Below are 22,181 nucleotides of genomic sequence, written 5' to 3'. Positions count from 1 at the left end.
GCTGCTGTGCATTACAAATTGAAGTCTGGAATGCCTGGCAAGGTAAAGACAAACAGGCTGCCGCCGCCGGGCGCGTCTTCAACCCAGATACGGCCGTTCTGCGCCTCAATCGCCAGTTTACAAAACGTCAGCCCCAGGCCGGTTCCCCGCACCGGCGCGCCATCCTGATTGGTGCGCGTAAAGCGATCAAACACCCGTTGGTGAAAATCGGCCGGGATGCCGGGGCCGGTATCGGCAATAAGGCAGCGCACGCCCGGTTCAGCCACACCATCGGCGGAGACTTCTGCCTGCAAACGGCCGTTCACCTGCCCTCCGGCCGGCGTAAACTTCAGCGCATTGTCCAGCAGGTTGATGAGGACCCGCCGCAGCAGCTCCTCGTCGGCCCAGACGGCCGGCAAATCAGGCGGCGGCGGATCAAACGTCAGGCGGATGCCGCGCTGCTGAGCCAACGGCGTGACGCGCCGTACCACCTGTTCCACCAACGGCGGCAGACGCATCGCTTCCACCTCGGCCACCGGCTGCCCTGCCTCCAGACGGTTGATGTCCATCAGCGAATCCACCATGTCCAGCATGTCCAGGCAGCCGTGGCGCGCCGTGTCCAACAAGGTGCGCTGCTCGTGGACTGGTTGTGTTTCCAGCAGGTTGATGGTGCTGACAACGGTGGTCAGCGGGTTGCGCAGGTCGTGTACGATCATGCGCGTGAGGTCGGTACGCCGTTCGGCTAACTTTTGCTCTTCGGTCACATCACGAAACAGCATCAGCCAACCGAGCGCCAACCCATCGGCGGCCACCACCGGCGCTTCCTGGCGTGTAAAAAAGCGTTGATCGGCGCTGTCGAAGATAGTCCAGCGGGCGTCTGGCAGGTCGCCAGAGCGAATGCGCCGCACCAGGTCGGCCAGTTCCCCGGCGGTGAAGCCCAACGGCGCGGCGTCGGTGGCCGCCTCCAACTGCTGGCGGTATAAGAAGTGGGCCGGGCGATTGAGCAGTCCGGCGGCAATGAGATTGATCAGGACGATGGCCCCGGTGGTGTCAATCATCAGCACCCCTTCCTGAATGGAGTCGAGCAACGCCTGCAACTGCTTCACGCGCTGCGCCAGCGCTTCATCTGTCAGGTTGTAAAGGCGCAAGGTTTCGCTGTAAAGGCGGGCGTTTTGGATGGCGGCGCTGGCCTGCCCAGCGATGGTCAGCAGCAGTTCGCGGTTCCATTGGTTGAAGGTAGGGCTGGGTGGCAGGCGTTGCAGCATCATCATGCCGTTCACCTGATTGGCGGAGGTGAGCGGAATGCCCAACCAGGCGACAGGTGTGGGACGGGGTGGCGTCAGTTGGTGGCGGGCAGCGAAGGACATATTGCGCTGGTCCAGGTCCAGGACACGGCCGTTGTCTAACACCCAGCGCGTAAAGTCGTCCGGCTGGTAAGGCTCTGCGGGCTGATGTGCCGGTTGGCTGGCAAACGGCCGCTGCCACCGCCCGGCCTCATCGCGCAAGACGATGGCAAAATCATCTACCGGCGTTAACTCACAGACCAACGCATAGGTGCGGGCCAGCACGTCGGGCAGATCCAGCGTCTCGCGCAGGGAAGCGCCGGATTGGTTCAGGGCAGCAAATTGGGCCAGTCGCCGCTCCATAATGAAGCGCCGCTGCCACGACAACCACACCAGAACGCTGAAAACGCTGACGCCAATGGCAAAAATCACAAACGTCGGCAGGCCATCGCGCACAAAAGTGATGCTGCCCAACCAGGCAAAAGGCTGGGCCAAAAAACCAAAGGTGACAATCGTTAGGGCATGGTCCTGGAAAAAGCGCGCCCACGGCCGTTTTAGCAGCAGCCACAGCAGCCATGTCAGCCCTAGATAAGTGGCGCCATAGGCCAACGCCAACAGTGTCAGCCGATTCAGGTCTAGTTCTTCGACAAATTCAAGGGTCAACGGCACAACGCCGCCCAGGCGGGCGAAGGCCAGGCCGGCCACTACCAGACTGATGAGGTGGACCAGCCCCACGCCAAAACGCTGCGTCCAGGATGGGCGAGCCACGTCCACATATTCCCACAATGGGTTCCACAGAGGGCGGGCAATTTCAGCCAGGATGACGCTGATGATGAGCAGGGTAACGGCCGTTTCCAACCCCACCATCAACAAACTGCTCATCACCACCACCGGGACAAGTCCGGCCGAGCCGCGTTCCACCGGCAGGCTAAAGTTAAGGGCAATCACCGTCAACAAGCCGAGCAGCACTAACTGCGGCGCTTGCTGGCTTTGGGTCGCGGCCCAGATCACCCCAATCAGAACCAGGAACAGCACAAGCCATTCCGCCAAACGTTGCAGCCAGAGGTGGCGGGTAAAAACATCCGGTAACGGCATCGGCTTCCTCACAGGCCAGAGTTTAACATGTTTTTGCGCCAGTGTGATCAGCCGGTGGCTATGCCCGGCGGAAGTGGCGCATGGTAGGCCAACAAAAAATCCGCTATACTCAGCCTGCATTTGGGGGAGAGATAGAAATAGAGATAGAGTAGAGAAGGAACTTCATGCTTTTTCGTTATCGCCTTGTGCGCCTGGTCATGCAAGGGGTGCGTCTGCTTTTGCTGACGCGCATTCAAGTGACCGGGCGGGAAAACATTCCGGCTGGGGGAGCCTATATGGTTGTCCTCAACCATACCAGCGTGGTAGACACGCCGGTGCTGCTGATGACGTTTCCGGTGCAAAAGTGGCGCTTCTTCGCCGTGGAAAAATGGCGATCCCATCCTGTTTTTGGGCCGATTATGGCCTGGTTGGGCGCCATTTATATCAATCGTGGTGAGGCGGATCGGGAATCGCTGCGTCTGGCGATGGCGGCGATTGAGTCTGGCACAGTGTTTGGCCTGGCTCCAGAAGGCACGCGCAGTTTTTCCGGGGAATTGATGGCCGCCAAAGATGGCGCGGCATTTTTAGCCAGCCGCTGCGGCGTGCCGATTTTACCGGTTGGTCTGGTGAATTGTGATCGCGTGTTTGGCAACTTCAAGCAGCTCCGCTCCACCACGTTGGAGGTGCGCATTGGTGAACCCTTTACTTTGCCGACAAACGGGCAGCGGGTGCGGGCCAGGGAACTGCCTGCTTCCACCCATTTTATTATGATTCACATTGCCGCTTTGCTGCCGGAGGCGTATCGTGGTTATTATGCCGACAGCCCGGCGCTGGCCGCAATGTTGGCCGGGGAAGACGCCTGGCCGCATTGTGAAGCGGAAACGGCCGTCTAAACAAAGCCGGAGCGTCTGTTTTCCAGTGAAACAGACGCTCCGGTGCTTTTTTACATCTCTTCCCGATAGGTAAAGCCATGTCGTTTGCGCGCGTGCAGCACGGCGCGGCGCAGAATCTCATAAACGGCTTCTGGGTCTTTAATATTCTTGAGTTCGGCGTATGGGTGGCTGGGGTCATGGCTGCGAATGGAAATATCGCCGATGTTGATCATGCGTTCAGACATGGTTTGTTTGTAATCCACGTCTTGAATGCGCACCAGTTCAATGTTTTCCCGCGCTCTGCCCAACACGCCAGAAGTGATACGAATCCGTTCATCGGTGATGATGTAATGAAGCGAGATAGACAAGAAGGGACGGCCTTCCCAGAGAATGTCTTCCTTGTCGTCGCTTAATACATCGGGGACAACGGCCGTATCCACCGCCGGTTTCTCCTCTTTTTGCAGCTCCAAATTCATCTCTTCATCCAACGCCGACAAAGCCGACCCCGCAGCTAAATCCACCAGCGCGGACAACGTTGCGGCGTTAATCCCGCTTACGTCAATGTCTGAATTGTCAATGGCCTGCCATATTTGGGCTTTGACTTTGGCATGTGTTTCCAGAATAGACATGATTCGCCTTCCTTTTTTTGTGATGATGGGGTCAACAGACCCCGCCAATAGACTGCGCGTTTATCTAAAATTTACAAAACAGTGATAGCATAATGCACGGTTGTTGGGTTGTCAAAATATAGGCTGACCGTTACAATCAACTTTCGACAAAACGATTAGCAAATCAATCATGACTGTGTGGATTGTAAGATGCCGATTTACATGTATCGCTGCAAAGAGTGTGACCATGAGTTTGAAGTTCGCCAGCGGATGACGGATGAACCGCTGTCTGCCTGCCCTGTGTGCCAGGGAGAGATACGGCGGGTTGTGAATACTGTTGGTGTTGTGTTTAAGGGTAAAGGTTTTTACGTCACCGATAACCGGTCCGGCCAGAACGCCAGCCTGACGGCCGGCTCTAAGGCTGATAAAGCGGAAAAAAGTGCGGCAGCGGACAGCAGCAGTGGTGGTGAAAACCGGGAAAGCAGTGAAAGCAAGTCAGGCGAAAGCAGCAGCGCCAAAGAAACAAAGCCAGAAAAAGCGCCAGCAACGGCCGTCTAGCCACAACCGATCAACCTGCCATCGCCCATTAGGATAAAAAAGCCTGCCCCAGATGGACAGGCTTTTTGGTTACAATAGGGGCCATTAACCAGATAACATGGTCAGGCGTAGTCCTCTTTGGCGCTGCCAAGTTGCCCGCCACATGACTACCCCTAAATCTGAAACCCACGATTAGCAGATACGATTTTCAGATTAAAATCGGTCACATAAGTTTGCAGTTTGTCATGCAGTTCCTTCCAGGCGGTGCTGCGCAGCGCGACTTTCATCTTGTCCGCCGATGGGGCGATACCGCTGGCTAACTTCTGTTCACAAGTGCCATACGTGGTGTACCACACCTGAATTTCATCAATGCCTAGTTTGTTCATGCCCGGCATAAATTCATGAACCAAAAATTCGTAATATTCCGATTCGGTTTCTGGACGGATATTCCAGCGCATTAAAAGTTTAGTCATCATAAGCATCCAACTATGATCGGGGCGTCAGCAAGATAATTTCTGTCTCTTCGGGCAGCGAAGTCGCCGAAATTTTGAGGACGCTTTCCTCTTTCGGTTCCGTAACGCCCATTTCCTTCAAGAAACGTTCTACGCCATCCAACTCAATCGTTAGATTGGGTATCTGGTAGTGCATGGGGACCACGATATTCGGCTCCAACATAGATACCAGCTCAGAAGCCTGGGCCGCGTTCAGGCTTTTGCCTCCGCCAACGGGCAAAAGCAGCACCCGCACTTCTTCCAGCGCTTCGATTTGCGTCTGTGAGGGCACTTTTTGCATATCGCCCAGATGGGCAACTGTCAGCCCGTCAAAATCAAACACGTAAATCACGTTTTGGCTGGATTTGGTCTCGCCGGGCAGGGCAATGCCGGTGATAAATACGTTGCCAATTTCATACTCGCCAGGACCCGTCAGCACATGTTGATAGCCGCCAATGACTTCCGGGTTATTATGCCCTTTGGCGTCATGGCTGACTGTGATAACATCGCCTTTTATTTTCAGTGTGGGCAGCCCCAGGCTTGAATCATAGGGGTCAGTGATGACCGTTGCGTGTTTTCTATCGGCAATGCGAAAGCAGCTAAGTCCGTACCACGTAATTTCCATAAAAATGCTTCTCCTTGGTGGGCGCAATTATACTCCATTCCCAGACAATAAGCAGGCGCGAACTGGCCGACCAGCAATTCCAATGATGAACCTTCTCGTAGGGGCGGGACAGGCGGGCCAACGTCTCGGCCATTCGCCAACATCTCGGCTGCCGCCTGTCTCGCCCCTACCAACATTGGGATTGCCGCTGGCCGACGATAGTTCTGGCAAGAAGGCCAGCTTTTTGCGCAAAGTTGACTTTCCAAAACGAGAGGACGGATGAACCTGGCTGATTTTAGACTGCTCGAACTGCATGGCGGATGTGTAACGTGGGGTCCGACAACGACGTGTTGGCTGCCACCGGTGCAGTCTGGCTACGCCGATGCGCAGTTTGACGATTATGGTCTGGCGACGGGACACGGCCGTTCCCATTATCGCTGGCGGCCAGGTGTAGTGTTGTCCGTCCATGCCCGGTTTTCGCATGAAGCAGACCAATTGGTGGGTACGGGCGGCTTTGGCTTTTGGAACGCCCCCTTTGGCGATCCGACGGTGCGCTGGCCGGCGCTGCCACAGGCCACCTGGTTCTTTTTTGCCTCCGCGCCATCAGACCTGCCCCTGGCTGCCGCCGGACCCGGGCGCGGTTGGTTTGCAGCCACTCTGGACGCGGGCCAGGGCACGGCCGTTTCACTGATTCCCCTGGCCCCCATCATCCCCCTGCTAAACCGGTTGCCGGCGCTGCAAAAACGGCTCTGGCCGGCCACGCGCCGCCGCCTGGGCATCAGTTTCGCCCCCGTGCCTGTCGCCCTGACGGCGTGGCATCACTACGAATTGGTCTGGCGGCCGTCTGGCTGCCAGTTTAGGGTGGATGGGCAAACCATGCTGCAATCCGACCACAGCCCTCGCGGCCCGTTGGGTTTTGTCTGTTGGCTGGACAATCAATACATGGTGGCGACGAATGACGGCCGTTTCCGTTGGGGCGTGCTGCCTGTGCCCACCACCCAATGGCTGGAAGTGCAAAACCTCACCATCCACAGCCGCACGCCGGAGACATAAGGCAACAATCATGGGCGGAGGGCAGCGAGCTTGCGCAAGCCAAACGCAGTCGTTATAGTAACAATACATTTGCAAAGGTCATCATCTGGCATTTTTGTCACCTTGTCAGATGTTACCTTGTCACCTTGTCAAGTAAGATGTTGGCAAATCGCGCCGCTGGGACACGGTTAGCAGCCGCGGCTGCGCATCAGATAAAAGGAGACTCGCCTGATGGACCCAAACACATTTATCGCTCCCCCAGGTCAGGCCATTCGCCTGGCCGACCATGACTCCGGCTTCACCGGCCACTTCAGCCACAAAAAGGAAGCTGAAAAGCAGTTAGCCGACGACCTAAAACGACTTCAGTCGCTGCAAGATGTGTTTTACGCACAGGACAATTACTCCCTGCTCATCATCTTGCAAGCGCCAGACGCGGCCGGGAAAGATGGGGCGATCAAACACGTCATGTCTGGCGTGAATCCTCAGGGCTGCCAGGTGTTCAGCTTCAAAAAACCATCCGACGAAGAGCTGGACCACGATTTCCTCTGGCGCTGCATGATTCGTCTGCCAGAACGCGGCCGTTTCGGCATCTTTAACCGCTCTTATTACGAGGAGGTTCTGGTGGTGCGCGTCCATCCGGCCATCCTGGACGGGCAGAAGCTGCCGCCCTCGCGCCGGGGGCCAGACGTGTGGCAAAATCGCTTTGAAGACATCAATCATTTTGAGAAATACCTGGTGCGTAACGGCATCATCATCCTGAAATTTTTCTTGCACCTGTCTAAAGAAGAGCAGAAAAAACGCTTTCTGTCGCGGATCGAAACACCGGAGAAGAATTGGAAGTTTTCGACGGCCGATACCAAAGAGCGAGGCCATTGGGATGCTTACCAGGCGGCTTATGAGGATTGTTTTAGCCATACCAGCACGGAATGGGCGCCCTGGCACATCATCCCGGCCGACCATAAGTGGTTTACACGGGCGGCCATCGCCGATGTGATTGTCAGCAAATTGGAATCGTTAAATCTGGCCTATCCGACGCTGAGCGAAGCGCAGCAGGCGAATTTGCAGCAGGCGCGGCAGGCGCTGCTCAGCGAGGCATAATGGGTCGGCGCGCGGGTACCTGAATGATGTTTGTTACAAGGGGTCTCTGATGAATTCTGCGGTTGTCCCTTCCCCAGCCCTCCCCCAGCGGGGGAGGGAACCGGCTCTCTCTCCCAAAGGGAGAGGGGTTTACTACAGGGAAGCTCAGAGAAGCGTTACAAGTAGGGGATGACGACACGAAACAGGGCAAACAGGGAGAGGGCAAGCATTGCCAGGCCCAGGCCCAGGGGCAGGGCAAACCGCAGCGGCGGCCAGCGGCGGATGAACGGCCGTAACCAGACCGCCAACCCCACACTCACGCCCACACCAATGGGCAGCAGCGCCGGAAAGAGGTAACGTCCCTGGTGCTGCACAAAGGTGAAGTTGTAGACCACATGCACGGCCAGGGACAATAGAAATGTACCGAATAGGATGAGTACGGCCGTCGCTGACGGCCGTTTTTTGTCCCACCAACGCCACAGAGCCAGCGCCAGCCCCACGCTCCACACGGCCGTAAACAGCCACAACAGCCGGTAGAGACGGCCGTCCAACGGCGCAGCCATCCAGCCAAACTGGCCCCAAAAGCTGTTGAAGGTCGTGGCAATGAAGGCGCGGACCACAGCCGGGCGACCCATGCTGGCAACCCATTCGGCCGTGCGCGGCTGGCCGACAACAACCGCGTCATGGGCCGCTTTGCCTAATACATCCAGCCCGCCATAAACGGCCACATTGCGCACCCACCAGAGCAGCCCCAACAACCCGGCCGGCGCAGCCAGCCACAGCCCGGCGCGCAGCAGTGCGCCCCAGCGCCCCCAATAACGCCTCAACAGCGTCAACCCGACAACGGCCGTCAGCGGATACACCGTGCCCTTTGTCAGATACCCCAGACCCAGCAACAGCCCCAACGTCAGCAGCGTCCTTTGTTCCTCGTTCGCCGCTGCCGGTTTCTCGTTCTCTACCCAACCTACCAGGACAAACAAAATGGCGGCGATCAGCAGTTCCGCCAGGGCGTCGTTGTTGACAGACGCCATCATCGCCAGGTGCTGCGGCAGAAATGCGACAAAAACGGCCGTCGTCAACGCCAGCCAGGTTTGCCCGGCAAACAGCCGCCAGGCCAGGCCATAGGCCAGCAGCACCACGCCCGCGCCCAGGAGCAGCGATACCAGCCGCAGCGCCATTAACGAGCCGCCGGAGAGCATAAAAACAGGCGTCTGGAGCAGGTAATAGAGCGGCGGCTGCCAATCTTCATAAGACATGGGTTCCAGGGAAATTTCCGGCGGAAAGGGGGGTTTGGCGGAGAGGACCTGCCCAATGAGTGCCTGGTCGTAGTCGCCAGGTTGGATGATGGGCAGACGGCCGTTTGCCAACTGCCGCACAACGTTGTAATGGGCCGGTTCGTCAGGGGCCTGCCAATTTGGGGTGTTCAAGGCGTACAGCGCCCCCACCACCAGATAGAAGAGCAGAATGATGCCTACCGCTGCATGTTGACGCATTGCTCGACGCATACCGGGGATCATAGCTGATTTTGCGGGACAGGCGAGGGTTCCGTAAGCCCTGTTCGGCCTACGGCTTACGGCCTACGGCTTACGGCTCTACGGCTTACGGCTCTACACGATCTGCCCACGCTCGCGGCGAACGGCCGTAATCAGACGCTCAAGCCCTTGTTCACGGCGCTGCATGTAGGCCAGCAGTTCGCGCACTTTACCGCCTTTGCTTTCGCCAGGCAGCGCTTCGTAATCCAGATTCAGGTCAAAACAGAGGGTGCGCAGTTCGTCGTGGTTAAAGTGGTCGTTGAGTAAGTGACGCAGTTGGGTCAGGTTGATGGCCGGGGAAACGGCCGTTTCCTCCACCACCCCATTGTCTTCCATGTCGCCAAACTGGCGTATCCACTCGGCAAAGACCGCGCCATTCACTGCCCAGCCATCCCGACCGGGCACAATCAGGCCATAAGCGTGCAGCCGCTGGCGGGCGGTATTGCGCTCATAGGAATGGTGGTGGGAATCGCTAACGGCCGTGCGCATCGCCAGGTTATGCAAAAACATCCGCTCGCTGCGGGACAAATCGCGCCACCATTGGTCGCAATAGGGCGCCAGGGAAGTCACCAATTGGGGCAGCAACTCATTGAACGTGGGCGGCAGGCCATACAACCTGGTCTCGTACCATCTAGCAGCCGCCGCCTGGATAAAAAACGGCAGCGAACCGGCCAGAGCATGGATGTCGGCAATTTCGGCGTCGGCGTACAACAACCCCGTCTGCGCCGCCGGTTGACGAATGAGCAGTTCCACATCGGCCAATTCCAGGCCGGGCAGGTAGAGGGGCGTGGGATAAAAAATGTTATAGAACGGCGATGTTGGCGGCAGGCCGATGTGTTGGCCTAATTGATACAAGTTCCAATAAGAGGCGGTGACGCAGGCCAATTCATACTCCAACATCCCGGTCATCGCCCGCAGTTCGGCCAGGAAATCCTCGTTAAACGCGCCGGTGCGAATATGGTCAAATTCGTCCAACAGCAAGATGATGCGCCGGTGCGGGTATTGGCACAACAGGGCTTCAATGTCGTACAGGGTAACTTCGTCGGCTGTTGGCTGCCAGAAATTCAGCGGTTTTGTACCGCTAAGCGACTGGTTGAGCTTGTTTAGCAAGCGGGCATAAAAATTGGCCGGCGTCTTGCAAAAAGACATGTCTATGAAGACCATCACGTAGTCGCGTGGATTGGGCACATAGCGCCCCATGATTTCCCAATGGGAGACGTATTGCAGGAAAGAGGTTTTGCCGGCGCGGCGCACTCCCAAAACGCTGAGCGATTGGGCCTGCGTTCCGGCGACGATTTCAAAAAAACGGGCGGTTTGGCGGTTACGGCCGTAAAAATCTTCCGACCGTTTAATCGGATGGCCGACAATGTAGGTTAACATACGCAGCTCCCTCTGGGATGACAAAACATGGAAATCAGTCTAACAGCGAGCCTAACGGCCGTTTACTCACAATCCAGCCACGCAGCAAATCAAACGACACCGAATAGGTATAATCTTTGCTGATCAGCGTCGGCTGCCAGCCGCCGGGGCGCGGCAGCCGCGTTTGCAGCTCCCGTTCCACCGGCTGGCGCACCACCAACCGTCGCTGCTCCAATCGCTTCAAGGCCTGGTTCAACTCCTCGTCGGCAAAATTCGTGTCGCGCAGCCGGGAGATAATTTCTGGCCGGGAAATAGATTCCTCTGCCTGATCCGAGCCGCCAGACAAAGCCGCCAGAACCAACTGCTCGTCCCGCGAAGACTCGCTCCACAAGTGCAGCAGGTGGCTGTCATCTTCCTCAATAATACGGTTAAACGTCTCGCGCACATCGGCGATAGAAATCAACTTACTGCGGTCACCGGTCAGGTTCGTGGCGCTGATCAGCCGGTGGCAAATAAGCTGGCTAAAATAAGGATGGCCGCGCGCCGCCAACCAGATGCGGTCAATCGCCAGGTCGTCATATTGAATCATCGGTGAAACCGGGTCACGAATGAGGCGCTCTGTCTCGTCGCGGGTTAACGGCACAATCTCCCGGCTGATGCCCACATGAAAAATGATGCTCCAATACTCCTCAACCAACTGGTTTGTGCCCACCAGAATAAAGGTCATGCGGGCGCGGTGCTGCATCAACGAGCGCAGGTAAGGCAGTATATCCTGATGCAGTTGGCCTCGTTCTATGCCCACCTGCAACTGCTCCAACTCGTCTATCACCAAGACCAGCAATCCATTTTCCGGCAGGCTGGCCTCCACTTTGTCCAGAAAATCATCAAATTCGCGATAGATCGAGGCATTGGACGACCAGGCCGCTGGCGGCGCAACGTTGATCTGCCGTTGGCCCAGGTTGCGGGCAATGTCGCGGCTGAGTCGGTCGAAAAACTCGGTTGTCTCACAGCCGGCCAGCCGTTGTAGATCAATGTAGACAGGAAAAATCGGATAACCGGGATATTCGCGGATGTTCTGGCCGCGATGACCACCGACCAATTGATAGAGTGTGGAAGTTTTGCCCATGCGCCGCTGCCCGTAGAGGATCAGAGTGTGCGGTTGCGTTTTGCCGATCAGATTTTCTTCGATCCAGCGAAAGACGTCTTCACGCCCCATGTACAATGCTTCTGAGGCGGGGGTGAGTGGTTTGCCAACCACGTAAGGATTGTCTACGTGAAAAGCGGAACGCACTTGAGACTCGAATTGGACCCGGCTTTCCAGGATTTGCCGGTGTTCGTGGCCGCGGGCGTCGTAATAGGTGGCGCGCAGCCGCACCTGCGCCTCTTTCTCGCGGGGGCGCAGCCAGATGGTGATAGGCACATCTTGCCCTGGGTTAATGGTTCCGATGGGCAGCACGGCCGAATCTTTTTCGGTTTCGTAAGTGGGAGAAGGCAGCACTTCCAGGGCGACGTTTTCGACGATATCGGCAAACCGGGGGTTGCCCAACTGCCCCACAAGCTGCGCCCGACCACGAGTGACGACGACACGGCCGTTTGCCAGCTTAAACTCCAACGACAACGGTATGTCGCGCTCTTCAGCCTTGATTTCGCCCAACTCGTACAAAATCATGCGCGTCGTGGCCGAGATTTGCCGGTCAGACAATGTGCGCAGCCGTTCTATCTCGGCGCGGGACACCAACACATTCTCCCGTTCCGGCGAAAGCCGCTGCGCCAGCCAATCATATTCCTCGCGCGTCAGCGGATGCCGGGGCAAAAACTCAATTTTGAACACGTGAAATTCATAATCTTTAAACACAAAATCACGCTGCGAAAACTGGCGTTGGTACAGCGGTTTATACTCCCAGACAATCCGGTAATCACGCGGACTTTGCAGCCCTAATTCTTCCTGTAGTTTGCGTTGGATAGTACGAGCAAAGGAGTCGCGGTCGCCCTGCGTGTTGTCCATACGGCCGCCCACCAGGTTGAACATATCCCAGTTGGCATTCCATTGCAGCAAATACTTCTGGTCCTCACCGCTGCCAATGGTGACGAGGGCAAAGGCGCTGCGGGTGCGTAGGGCGTTGAGGATGCGATTGACTTCTAACGGCCGTTGAATCCCCCGCACCGCCTGTTTACCGGCCACCAGACCGGCGCACAGCGCCAGGCGTTTGGCCCAGGGATACCAGGGTTCATTCTCCAATTCCGCAAATTTGAGGGCGGCCATACTCTGAAAAAAAACCGCAACGGGATAATGATACTTAAAACGCTCAGGACTATGCGCTTTGGCCATCTGGCGCAGCGAGAACAAAAAGTAAAACAGGTTCTCTGAATAAAGGGGAAACTGCGCGTACAAGGTGTCATACCACAGCGGCCGATACTCACGCAAATCGCTGACAAATTCGCCAAAGTCGCCATCTGTGCCCCGCCAGAGAACATCCTCTACCAGCAGAGAGAACTTAAACGCTGTCTCCGTATCCCACAGACCTTCGTCCACCATAGCTTTATACAGACGGAACAAAACGTGGGTGCGAAATTCAACTTCCAACTTAGCCAGGTCAAAATAGATATGGCCGGGCCGGGCGTCGGAAAAGTCAATCAGCCAGACGGAAACATCCGTTTCGCCAGATTCTACCAACACATTGGTGGTATTCAGGTCGCCATGCACCACCGGCGAAATCTGCGGAATGGGCATGATCATGTCCTCCCGGCCGATTTCCCACAACAGGCAGCGCACGTTGGTGACGGGCGCAATAAATTGGCCGCCAGCCAGGTCGAAGCTGTCGGATTGAAAGTTGTACGGCCGTTCCGTAATCGCCGCAATGTTGCGCGCCAAAATCGTCTCCTGGGTAGCCACCACCCGGCCGCGAACGCAAATCCGCTTGCCCCGGCGGATCAGCGGATGAGTCAATACGCCCCATTCCGATTCCGAAAAGGCAACCTTGAAGCGCACAATCGGATGATTTTTGCTCTTGAGCAATGGCGATGCCGGGTACTTCGCCAGCAAATCGTCGTGCAAATACACCACCCCATGCGCGGTGTCTATCTCGGCCACTTCAAAGCCGCACAACGTCATCCACGGTTCTTCGCCGCCGCGGACGGCCTGGTGGATGGTCTGCAATTTAGCGCTGCCCGGCACAGAGGAGAGTGTGTTGAGTTCTGAGGCGGCGAGCGTCATTTCTGCGGTATGACGGCCGTCATGCTCTACCAGCATCGCATCCGCCAGCGTCAGGTGCGGCGGCAGCACCCGCGAATACAACGGCGCCCAATAGCGCAGCTCCACGTCACTGCTGCCCACATATAACTGCTCCAGACTGGTCTGAAGTTGTTCCAGCAGCCCATCAATCAACTCTTTGCGCAGCCAGTTTTGGTCCTGCAAAAATTGAGTCAGCGTCATCGCGTCGCGCCGCGAACCGGCCAGAGCGTAACAGGCGCCCGCAAGATGCTGCCCGCGCACCATCTTGCCCTGAATCTGCCCCAACCGCTGATTCAGGCGCGGTTGGATCAGCGTATCTTGCTTTTCTTGAATCATCTCCAGCCTGTCGGCCACATCAATTTTAAGGATGCGCCGCAGTTCATTGGCCGGTTTCACCCGATAAATACGCGAACCACTAAACCCCTCATCCATCCGAAAAATCTGCACCACATCGCTGCTGGCGAACAAGCGCTTGATAATGTAGCGTTCCTCCGGGTTGTCATTCAACGCCACCAGATCAGAATGACTCAGCCCCGGTTCAATACGCGGCTTAACGGCATCGTTGGCATACCGGTCAAAAATATCCGGCCAGACCACCGGCGAAAAAACATGCTGCTGAATCTGCTCGTTCAACTGCTCCAACCTGGGTGATTGTTTGGCAAAATGCCAGGCCGCCCCTTCACGCATCAGATAGCGCATCCGGTCGTCGGGGGCGCTGGTAAAAACAATCACCGGCAGCCGGGCGCGCACCTCCCGAATCTGGGTGATCAGCATGGTAATTTCCGGCAGCGGATCAAAGTCAGCGTCCACAAAAACCAGGTCTATATCCTGGTCTTGCACAACAACCCGCAGCGCTTTTTCAAAGGAATTGGCTATAAAAAAACGGAAATCGTTGGTGTGGCGCAGCACGTTGCCTGGAAACTGGTCCGATTGGATGGACGCCTGCGCCTGGGCAAAGTGCCCCCCCACACAGACGGTTTTCAGCTTCATCACGCCATGCAGTAAATTTGTCGTTCCACCAGCCGACATAAGGGTTCACTCCTTGTTCGGGCTTGTTATCTAGTTGTAAGTACTACGGTAAAAAGGTTTGCGTTGTGAATAACATAACGTATCCACATAGTATGCACGAATATGCGAAAATTAGGAATTGCCAGTGGTAGGAATTTTGTACCAGAATGGGGAAATAACGGGACGCTTGTATTCAGCAAGCAGCTGCCAGGCGGCGCAAATGAATCACCTACAGGGGATTTCGTCCAACATTTGCAAAATATACCGGGTTGTCATGGAAATGGGCCGGTTATCTTTGGTGCGCAGTTGACAAATTTCTTCGGCGGAAACGTATACGTTTTCCCGACCGGTTGATAACCAGCGAGCGAATGTATATTGTCGTCTACGATCCAGGGGTAATTCGGGGAAAATATCTATGGCAAACACGCAAAAATGATAGTTTTTCAACATCTTGTAGCGCTGCGAAAATTGGCGGAGGTAGATTTGCTTCAATTCCTTGACAATGTAACAGTCATGGGGACTGGTTAGGCCCATTTCTTCTTCGATTTCGCGGCAAATGGCCCGCATAAATGAATTGCTATCACCACGCGCATTGTCTACTTTGCCGCCGATAAGGTTGAACACCCCCCACTGTGCATTCCATTGCAGCAGATAGCTGCGGTTCTGGCCCTCGCCAATAGCAATAAATGCCAGTGCACTGCGCTCTATGTCGGGTCCGCTGAGTGAAAAGCTGCAAATGGGCAGAACCACTGTTTCGATGGTCTGAATGTTTAGCATTTAGGTGTGTAGTGTGTATGTGTTGAAATCTGTCTTTGCCAGGAACTTTGTGAATACAAACCTTTCGTCGTTGTATGATACCTGAGAGGCGGGGGGCGGTATATCGTACTTTGGTCATTGGTGTAACTACCAGGCTCTTTCTGAAGGTTGATGAGCGAGTGACTGGTATAGGTTTAGGAGCTGCGCGGCGGCTTTGCGCCAGGTAAATTGGCGCGCCTGCCGATAGCCCGCGGCCACCAACCGGGCGCGGCGGGCGGGATCAGCCAACAGGGTTTGCATGGCCTGGGTCCAGGCCGATGAGTCATGGGGGGAAAGCAGCACGGCCGTTTCCCCATTTCCCTTGCCCCCCACCACTTCCGGCAGAGAGGAAGCGTCCGATGTAACCACCGGCACGCCGCACTGCATGGCTTCCAACAAGGGCAGGCCAAAGCCTTCATACAGGCTGGGGAACAAAAAGAGGGTTGCGCCACTGTACAAAGCCGGTAAATCCTCGTCGGCGACAAAACCGGTGAATCGAACACGGCCGTTTAACCCTTGCCGCGCCACTTCGGCCAGCATATCATCGTACAGCCAACCCTTGCCACCGGCAATCACCAGGTTATGGGGCCATTCGGCAGCCACCGGCGCAAAAGCGCGGATGAGCATCTGGTAATTCTTGCGCGGCTGTACCGTACCCACCGTCAAGAAGTAAGGAGCGTCGTCTAGCTGATAATGGGCAGTAACGGCCGTTAACACCTCTTGTTCCGTCACCGGCTGAAACTGCTCATGAACGCCGCTGTACAACACCGTAATTTTGGCCTCTGGGACCTGCCAGACAGCTATTAAATCCGCCTTTGTCGCCGCCGAATCGGCCAAAATATGGCTCGCCCGGCCAATAGACCAGGGCACAACCCGGTTCAGGTAGTTGACCAACACCGCCGGATACACTTCCGGGTAATGAACAAACGACAGATCGTGAACGGTGAGTAAGGTGGGAATGCCGCCACTGACCGGCGGCAAGACAAAATCGGGCGAGTGGAACAAATCCAACGGGCCTGTCACCCACTGCACCGGCGCGGGAATCCGCAGGCGATACCAGAGGCGGTAGAGCCACGGCTCAGTCAGCGGCGCGGTGTGGCGGCGAATGTGGGGGCCGGTGGGTAGGGGGTGGGGCACGGCCGTTGGTCCGGTTTGTCTGGCGGCGAAGAGGTGATAGGTGGAACGGCCGTCCAGCGCCACCAGCGCCCGGACCAATTCCCGCGTATAACGCCCAATCCCGCCACCCTGCGTCAACGCCGAGGTCACGTCAATGCCAATGCGCATTACTCCACGTCACCATAAGTCCAAAAACGGTTGGCAAAGAAATTCCAAAACAACACAACGATGGTGGCAATTACTTTTCCCGGAACATAACCGGGCAGCGGCACAGCCATCTGCGCCAACACCAGGTCAAAGGCATGTTCCAACAATACCAAAATGACATTGTTAATCGCCAGACCAATAACACTGACCGTAATAAATTGGCCCATCTGCGACATAATACTCTTAGTGCGCGAATCTGGGTAAGTCCAATACCGGTTCAGGGTAAAATTGCTGATAACCGCCAACGTAAACGAAATTGTATTGGCAACCACCGTTGCCAGACCTGTCGTCTCTTTAAGCAGCGTCAGCGTGCCAAAATCCACGACAAAGCCAATGGTTCCCACCACCAAAAACTTAAAGAAGCGCTCGGCCTCTTTGGGTTTGATGCCAAAATTAGCGACAATACGGGCAAACAGAGCGATCATGAACGTGCTATGCCTCACCAACTGATTTTTGTGATTCACTTTCTGCCGCTTCACGCAGCACAACCAACAACCCCAGCATCACGCCCAGATGAACATACACATTGTTCACATACAGCTTGTCCACCAGATGATGCACCGCCAGCGCCGTCCAGGCGGCCAACAAGCCCAGAGCCAGCCCGCGCTCCACGCCAGCCAGCTGCGGCAAAAGCCGCCACGTCTGCCAGACAATAACAGCCCATAAGGCGAGATAGGCCAACAACCCGATCACCCCGGTTTCGGCCAGCAGGTTGAGATAATAATTATGGGCATGGCCCAAAGCGTCGGGCCAATTAATGAGGGCGTAGTCGGCGTAGGCCGGTTCGTAATTGCCAAAGCCAACCCCCCACCACACCTGTTGGCGGGCCATGTCCAGGGCCGCCTGCCAATGCGCCAGCCGTTCTAGCACGGCGTAATTGGCGTCGTTGATGTCTATGCCGCGCGCATCGCCAAGCTGCAAATCCTGGCCAAAGCCCACGAGCCGGTCGGTAATGCCCGCCGGGATCAGGTTCCATTGCAGCCCGGCCCACAAGAGCAGGCCGCCCACCAGCAGCAAGGCCACGCCCCAACGTCGCTGCCGCGGCCAGCAGAAGAGCAGCACGGCTGTTCCCGCCGCCAATCCCAACCACGCGCCACGACTCCAGGAGACCAATACCGCCAAACCGGTGAGCGCCGTTATGACGCCGATGATGAAGATGCGTATCGCGTATGCCGTGAGCCGCACGCCGTCGGTGGGACACCGCCAATGCGCCCAGGCGCGTGTCAGCAGAGCCAACAAGATGCCGGTCGCCAACAGCACAGACAAATTCATGAAACCGCCATATGGGTTGGGCTGCTCGAATGTGCCGGCGGCCCGGAAAAAGCGCCCCAACACCAAAAAATGATCCGGCCCGTCGCCGCGCAGCCCAAACTGCCAAATACCGATCATGGCCTGCGCCACACCGGATAACAGCAGCATACCGGCCAACAGCCAGGGCGCGTAACGGCCGTACTCTCCCCCCCTCATCTCCTGCGTCAGGTCCACCACCAGCAGCACCAACAGGCCAATTTGCACCCATTTTGCCAGCTCGCGCAGCCCCACCGTCAACAAAGGCGCGTCCAGCAGCGTCAGGGCCATCACCAGCACAAAAAGCCCCAACGGGACATTAAGGAAGGTATGGGGGATGACAACGCGGCGGCGCGAGAGACCGCGTGCCAGCCAGGCGGCCAGCGTGAACAGCAGCAGCGCCTGGCCGCTGTCCAACCCCCAGCCAAAGAGTACGCTCTCTAACGCGCCAAAAGGCCCCAACAGCAAGACCAGCCCCAGCCCAAATAAGGGCTGGATGAGGGTGAGCAGGAAAACGGCCGTGCCGCCCACCAGCGCCGCGCCCCACAGCAGCGGCAGCCGCGCCAACAGCAAGCCAACGGCCGTCGCCAGGGCAGCGTACCACACCAATGAGCGCCGTTCACTTGTCCAAGGCAGAGGGGAAAAGCCATTCATGGGGAAAGAAAAACGGCCGTTGGTCTTGGTGCAACCAACGGCCGTTACCATCACATCATCTCAGACACGAGGCCGGAAATAGGCGACCGTCTCGTGCAGTCCTTCGCGCAGTTCGACCTTTGGCTCCCAGCCCAACACGCGCCGCGCCTTGCTGATGTCCGGCTGGCGCAGTTTCGGGTCATCGGTAAAGCGGTCATCCTTGGGGCTGACAAACAAAATGTCCGACTGACTGCCCGAAACCTCCAGCACCGCTTTGGCAAATTGCAGAATAGACATTTCGGTGGGATTGCCAATGTTCACCGGCAGCGATTCGGCCGAAAACAGCAGGCGGTAAATGCCTTCGACCAGATCGGTGTAATACTGGAAGGAGCGGGTCTGGCTGCCATCGCCATACACCGTCAGCGGTTTGTTGCTGAGCGCCTGGTAGATGAAATTGGGCACAACACGGCCGTCATTCAAACGCATCCGCGGGCCATAAGTGTTAAAAATGCGCACAATGCGCGTCTCCAGGCCATGATACCGCTGGTAGGCCAATACCATCGCCTCGGCAAAGCGTTTTGCCTCGTCATACACGCCGCGCGGCCCGATGGGATTCACGTTGCCCCAATATGTTTCCGGCTGCGGATTGACCTGCGGGTCGCCATATACTTCTGACGTAGAAGCCAGCAAATAACGGGCATCCTTCACCTTGGCCAGCCCCAACGTGTTGTGCGTCCCCAACGAACCCACTTTCAACGTTGGGATGGGATGCGCCAGGTAATCATTGGGGCTGGCGGGCGAAGCAAAGTGCAGCACCGCGTCCAAAGCGCCAGGCACATAAATATGATTGCTCACGTCATGCTTGATAAACGAGAAGCGATCATTGCCAAACAAATGGGCAATATTATCCATGTTGCCCGTAATCAGGTTGTCCATACCGACAACGGTATGCCCCTCTTTAATGAAACGATCGCACAAATGTGAGCCTAAGAAACCGGCCGCACCCGTAATTAATACACGCATAAAACCTCCTTTGGTTAGACGTTAAACGTCAGACAAGCTATTTTAACGCAGCGCTATCAGGGTGGCGAATAACGGCTGCAAATCGTACAGGAATCGGCAAACTCGCCACAAGTTGCCCCACGTTGTATACTTTGCCTCAGTTCACAGAATGGAGTCTTCTATGCACAAGACCAGCAACATACAGCAATCACACAGTAAACCGCTCACATCTGACAACCCACCTGACGAAAGTCACGAAAGCCGCAAAGCCGACCACATCCGCATCAACTTAGAGGAAAACGTCCAGTTTAACAAACTGACCACCGGCCTGGAAAGTTACTTCTTTCTCCATCAAGCCCTGCCGGAACTTAACCTCGATGAGGTGGACACCACCACCCAAATTTTTGGCAAACGCCTGTCTATGCCGCTGCTCATTTCTTCCATGACCGGCGGCACAGCCGAAGCGCGGCAGATCAACCGCACCCTGGCCGCCGCCGCGCAGTCGGTTGGCATTGCTATGGGCCTCGGTTCACAGCGCGCCGGTATCGAAGACCCCACCCTGGCCGATACCTATCGGGTGCGCGACGTAGCGCCGGATGTGCTGCTGTTCGCCAATCTGGGCGCGGTGCAGTTAAATTATGGCTACGGCCTGGACCAATGCCGCCGCGCCGTAGACATGATTGAAGCCGATGCCCTGATTTTGCACTTTAATGCCTTACAGGAAGCGGTGCAGCCGGAAGGTGATGGCAACTTCGCCGGGCTGCTGGCAAAAGTTGAAGCGATTTGTCGCGCCCTGCCCGTGCCGGTCATTGCCAAAGAGGTGGGCTGGGGTTTTGCTGAAGGGACGGCGCGCCAACTGGCGGCGGCCGGCGTGGCCGCGATTGACGTGGCCGGCGCCGGTGGTACCTCCTGGAGCCAGGTAGAGATGTACCGCGCCCCGACGGCGCGCCATGCGCGGGTGGCTGGGGCGTTTATTGATTGGGGAATTCCAACGGCCGTTTCCATCCAATACTGCCGCGCCGCTGCCCCCGCCCTGCCAATCTTCGCCAGCGGCGGCATCCGCAATGGAATAGACGCTGCCAAGTGCATCGCTCTAGGAGCCAACCTGGTCGGCTTTGCTGGCGATTTCCTGCGCGCCGCCAGCAAGGACGGCGTGGACGGCGTTGTCGAACTGGCTGCCACCATCACCGACGAGCTGCGAATCGCTATGTTTTGCAGTGGTGCGGCCGATGTGTCCGCGCTGGGCCAAACGCCGCTGCTGCGCCAATTTTAGGGGTCTGTTCGCTTCAAACCCACACGAACAAAACCACAAAAACGGGAACAAGTCTGATGTCCTCTGAACTAAAAAACCTCTCGCAAACCATGTTAGCCGCTCTGAACGAGGAAATGAAGTCCGTCCTGAACACCGATGACAACACACCAGGATCATTCTACGGCATGATCCATTACCACATGGGTTGGATAGATGAGCAGATGCAGCCGGCTCAGGTACACCCTGGTAAACAGATACGGCCGTTACTCTGCCTGTTAACCTGTGAAGCGGCCGGCGGCGATTGGCGGCAGGCGCTGCCGGCGGCCGCCGCCATCGAAATCCTACACAACTTCTCGCTGGTCCACGACGACATCGAAGACGCCAGCCCTACCCGGCGCGGTCGCAAGACGGTCTGGACGATCTGGGGCATTGAGCAGGCCATCAACACCGGCGACGCCATGTTTGCCCTGGCCCACCTGGCGCTGAACCGGCTCATTGAGCGCGGCGTCACTGCGCCCATCGTCGTGGAGGCGCTGCGCCGTTTCGACGAGACCTGCCTGGGGCTGACGCAAGGGCAACACGACGACATGGACTTTGAAAAGCGGACCGAAGTGAGCGTGGCCGAGTACATGGCGATGATTGAAGGCAAAACGGCCGTACTCGTCTCCCTTGCCACCGAACTGGGCGCCCGCATTGCCGGCGCCGACGAAGCGATTGTCGCTCACTATGCGCAGTTTGGCCTGGACCTCGGCCTGGCGTTCCAGGTAAAAGACGACATCCTCGGCATCTGGGGCGACGAAACTGTCACCGGCAAATCGGCTGCCACCGACATCATCACCAAGAAGAAGACGCTGCCGGTTCTCTATGGGCTGGAGCGCAGCGCTGAACTGCGCCAGCTTTATGCCGCAGCAGCGCCAGATGCCGCTTTCGTGCAGCAGGCCATTCACCTGTTGGATGCGCACGGCGCCCGTGAATTCACGCAAAGCAAAGCCAGCGAATATTCAGAAGGAGCCGTTGACCATTTGCAGGCCGCCCAACCAAACGGCCGTGCCGCCACAGCCCTGCACGAACTCACAGAAATGCTCTTACAACGCAGCGCCTGACCACAAACCAGACACAAAAAAGGCGACCTGTTGAGGTCGCCTTTTTACCTTCTTAAGCCAGGCATGGCCCTCGATATGAGCTATGCCTGGTTTTTGTT

Annotated in this window: 18 protein-coding genes; 6 read left to right on the top strand and 12 right to left on the bottom strand. The window is 56.8% G+C overall.

Features of this window, described 5'->3' with window-relative positions; genetic code table 11:
* Positions 1 to 11: 11 nt before the first annotated feature.
* Complete coding sequence (locus IPM39_21455) at positions 12 to 2,357, bottom strand: GAF domain-containing sensor histidine kinase (protein ID MBK8988603.1); 2,346 nt, start codon at positions 2,355 to 2,357, stop codon at positions 12 to 14.
* Positions 2,358 to 2,521: 164 nt separating this feature from the next.
* On the opposite strand from IPM39_21455, the gene IPM39_21450 reads away from it, so the two are divergent.
* The gene (locus IPM39_21450; GenBank protein MBK8988602.1) at positions 2,522 to 3,229 is read left to right on the top strand and encodes a 1-acyl-sn-glycerol-3-phosphate acyltransferase; all 708 of its coding nucleotides are present in this window, start codon (positions 2,522 to 2,524) and stop codon (positions 3,227 to 3,229) included.
* Between the two features lie 50 nt (positions 3,230 to 3,279).
* On the opposite strand, the gene IPM39_21445 is transcribed toward IPM39_21450, so the two are convergent.
* Positions 3,280 to 3,837: a PH domain-containing protein gene (locus IPM39_21445; protein ID MBK8988601.1), complete on the bottom strand. Its 558-nt coding sequence runs from the start codon at positions 3,835 to 3,837 to the stop codon at positions 3,280 to 3,282.
* 189 nt (positions 3,838 to 4,026) lie between these two features.
* Here IPM39_21445 and IPM39_21440 point away from each other — a divergent pair, with 189 nt between their 5' ends.
* Entirely contained in the window at positions 4,027 to 4,374 is a 348-nt protein-coding gene (locus IPM39_21440) for an FmdB family transcriptional regulator (GenBank protein ID MBK8988600.1), read from the top strand.
* A gap of 152 nt (positions 4,375 to 4,526) precedes the next feature.
* Here IPM39_21440 and IPM39_21435 read toward each other — a convergent pair whose 3' ends face one another.
* Together IPM39_21435 and IPM39_21430 are read right to left on the bottom strand one after the other, a co-directional pair.
* Complete coding sequence (locus tag IPM39_21435; GenBank protein MBK8988599.1) at positions 4,527 to 4,829, bottom strand: hypothetical protein; 303 nt, start codon at positions 4,827 to 4,829, stop codon at positions 4,527 to 4,529.
* A 10-nt stretch (positions 4,830 to 4,839) separates the two neighbouring features.
* Complete coding sequence (locus tag IPM39_21430; protein ID MBK8988598.1) at positions 4,840 to 5,469, bottom strand: MBL fold metallo-hydrolase; 630 nt, start codon at positions 5,467 to 5,469, stop codon at positions 4,840 to 4,842.
* Between the two features lie 258 nt (positions 5,470 to 5,727).
* On the opposite strand from IPM39_21430, the gene IPM39_21425 reads away from it, so the two are divergent.
* Together IPM39_21425 and IPM39_21420 are read left to right on the top strand one after the other, a co-directional pair.
* The gene (locus IPM39_21425; GenBank protein ID MBK8988597.1) at positions 5,728 to 6,501 is read left to right on the top strand and encodes a hypothetical protein; all 774 of its coding nucleotides are present in this window, start codon (positions 5,728 to 5,730) and stop codon (positions 6,499 to 6,501) included.
* A gap of 210 nt (positions 6,502 to 6,711) precedes the next feature.
* Complete coding sequence (locus IPM39_21420) at positions 6,712 to 7,578, top strand: polyphosphate kinase 2 family protein (GenBank protein ID MBK8988596.1); 867 nt, start codon at positions 6,712 to 6,714, stop codon at positions 7,576 to 7,578.
* Positions 7,579 to 7,733: 155 nt separating this feature from the next.
* Here the strand turns inward: IPM39_21420 and IPM39_21415 are convergent, their stop codons facing one another.
* From IPM39_21415 to IPM39_21380, 8 genes are all read right to left on the bottom strand, one after another.
* Complete coding sequence (locus IPM39_21415; protein MBK8988595.1) at positions 7,734 to 9,050, bottom strand: glycosyltransferase family 39 protein; 1,317 nt, start codon at positions 9,048 to 9,050, stop codon at positions 7,734 to 7,736.
* 114 nt (positions 9,051 to 9,164) lie between these two features.
* Entirely contained in the window at positions 9,165 to 10,469 is a 1,305-nt protein-coding gene (locus IPM39_21410) for an AAA family ATPase (protein MBK8988594.1), read from the bottom strand.
* A 34-nt stretch (positions 10,470 to 10,503) separates the two neighbouring features.
* Complete coding sequence (locus tag IPM39_21405) at positions 10,504 to 14,709, bottom strand: AAA family ATPase (protein MBK8988593.1); 4,206 nt, start codon at positions 14,707 to 14,709, stop codon at positions 10,504 to 10,506.
* A 204-nt stretch (positions 14,710 to 14,913) separates the two neighbouring features.
* Positions 14,914 to 15,465 carry a hypothetical protein gene (locus tag IPM39_21400; protein ID MBK8988592.1) on the bottom strand — a complete coding sequence of 184 codons (552 nt, stop codon included), beginning with the start codon at positions 15,463 to 15,465 and terminating at the stop codon, positions 14,914 to 14,916.
* A gap of 126 nt (positions 15,466 to 15,591) precedes the next feature.
* Positions 15,592 to 16,767 (bottom strand): glycosyltransferase family 4 protein, encoded by a 1,176-nt coding sequence (locus IPM39_21395; GenBank protein ID MBK8988591.1) that lies wholly within the window; start codon positions 16,765 to 16,767, stop codon positions 15,592 to 15,594.
* Positions 16,767 to 17,231, bottom strand: a complete 465-nt coding sequence (locus IPM39_21390; protein MBK8988590.1) for a GtrA family protein — start codon at positions 17,229 to 17,231, stop codon at positions 16,767 to 16,769. The genes IPM39_21395 and IPM39_21390 overlap by 1 nt, the downstream gene beginning before the upstream one ends.
* A 7-nt stretch (positions 17,232 to 17,238) precedes the next feature.
* Positions 17,239 to 18,798, bottom strand: coding sequence for an O-antigen ligase family protein (locus tag IPM39_21385; GenBank protein ID MBK8988589.1), 1,560 nt, complete (start codon positions 18,796 to 18,798; stop codon positions 17,239 to 17,241).
* Positions 18,799 to 18,807: 9 nt separating this feature from the next.
* Positions 18,808 to 19,749, bottom strand: coding sequence for an SDR family oxidoreductase (locus IPM39_21380; protein ID MBK8988588.1), 942 nt, complete (start codon positions 19,747 to 19,749; stop codon positions 18,808 to 18,810).
* Positions 19,750 to 19,909: 160 nt separating this feature from the next.
* Between IPM39_21380 and IPM39_21375 the strand changes: the two genes are divergently transcribed.
* Together IPM39_21375 and IPM39_21370 are read left to right on the top strand one after the other, a co-directional pair.
* Positions 19,910 to 21,001: a type 2 isopentenyl-diphosphate Delta-isomerase gene (locus IPM39_21375; GenBank protein MBK8988587.1), complete on the top strand. Its 1,092-nt coding sequence runs from the start codon at positions 19,910 to 19,912 to the stop codon at positions 20,999 to 21,001.
* A 56-nt stretch (positions 21,002 to 21,057) separates the two neighbouring features.
* Positions 21,058 to 22,083, top strand: coding sequence for a polyprenyl synthetase family protein (locus tag IPM39_21370; GenBank protein ID MBK8988586.1), 1,026 nt, complete (start codon positions 21,058 to 21,060; stop codon positions 22,081 to 22,083).
* The last annotated feature ends 98 nt before the right edge of the window (positions 22,084 to 22,181 follow it).

Source organism: Candidatus Leptovillus gracilis (assembly GCA_016716065.1).
GTDB lineage: Bacteria > Chloroflexota > Anaerolineae > Promineifilales > Promineifilaceae > Leptovillus > Leptovillus gracilis.
This window is presented reverse-complemented; position numbering and strand designations above follow the sequence as displayed.

Excerpts from the sequence above, each read along its gene's own strand:
- IPM39_21455 (MBK8988603.1), bottom strand. The coding sequence starts at position 2,357 with ATGCCGTTACCGGATGTTTTTACCCGCCACCTCTGGCTGCAACGTTTG.
- IPM39_21450 (MBK8988602.1), top strand. The coding sequence starts at position 2,522 with ATGCTTTTTCGTTATCGCCTTGTGCGCCTGGTCATGCAAGGGGTGCGT.
- IPM39_21445 (MBK8988601.1), bottom strand. The coding sequence starts at position 3,837 with ATGTCTATTCTGGAAACACATGCCAAAGTCAAAGCCCAAATATGGCAG.
- IPM39_21440 (MBK8988600.1), top strand. The coding sequence starts at position 4,027 with ATGCCGATTTACATGTATCGCTGCAAAGAGTGTGACCATGAGTTTGAA.
- IPM39_21435 (MBK8988599.1), bottom strand. The coding sequence starts at position 4,829 with ATGATGACTAAACTTTTAATGCGCTGGAATATCCGTCCAGAAACCGAA.
- IPM39_21430 (MBK8988598.1), bottom strand. The coding sequence starts at position 5,469 with ATGGAAATTACGTGGTACGGACTTAGCTGCTTTCGCATTGCCGATAGA.
- IPM39_21425 (MBK8988597.1), top strand. The coding sequence starts at position 5,728 with ATGAACCTGGCTGATTTTAGACTGCTCGAACTGCATGGCGGATGTGTA.
- IPM39_21420 (MBK8988596.1), top strand. The coding sequence starts at position 6,712 with ATGGACCCAAACACATTTATCGCTCCCCCAGGTCAGGCCATTCGCCTG.
- IPM39_21415 (MBK8988595.1), bottom strand. The coding sequence starts at position 9,050 with ATGCGTCAACATGCAGCGGTAGGCATCATTCTGCTCTTCTATCTGGTG.
- IPM39_21410 (MBK8988594.1), bottom strand. The coding sequence starts at position 10,469 with ATGTTAACCTACATTGTCGGCCATCCGATTAAACGGTCGGAAGATTTT.
- IPM39_21405 (MBK8988593.1), bottom strand. The coding sequence starts at position 14,709 with ATGTCGGCTGGTGGAACGACAAATTTACTGCATGGCGTGATGAAGCTG.
- IPM39_21400 (MBK8988592.1), bottom strand. The coding sequence starts at position 15,465 with ATGCTAAACATTCAGACCATCGAAACAGTGGTTCTGCCCATTTGCAGC.
- IPM39_21395 (MBK8988591.1), bottom strand. The coding sequence starts at position 16,767 with ATGCGCATTGGCATTGACGTGACCTCGGCGTTGACGCAGGGTGGCGGG.
- IPM39_21390 (MBK8988590.1), bottom strand. The coding sequence starts at position 17,231 with ATGATCGCTCTGTTTGCCCGTATTGTCGCTAATTTTGGCATCAAACCC.
- IPM39_21385 (MBK8988589.1), bottom strand. The coding sequence starts at position 18,798 with ATGGTAACGGCCGTTGGTTGCACCAAGACCAACGGCCGTTTTTCTTTC.
- IPM39_21380 (MBK8988588.1), bottom strand. The coding sequence starts at position 19,749 with ATGCGTGTATTAATTACGGGTGCGGCCGGTTTCTTAGGCTCACATTTG.
- IPM39_21375 (MBK8988587.1), top strand. The coding sequence starts at position 19,910 with ATGCACAAGACCAGCAACATACAGCAATCACACAGTAAACCGCTCACA.
- IPM39_21370 (MBK8988586.1), top strand. The coding sequence starts at position 21,058 with ATGTCCTCTGAACTAAAAAACCTCTCGCAAACCATGTTAGCCGCTCTG.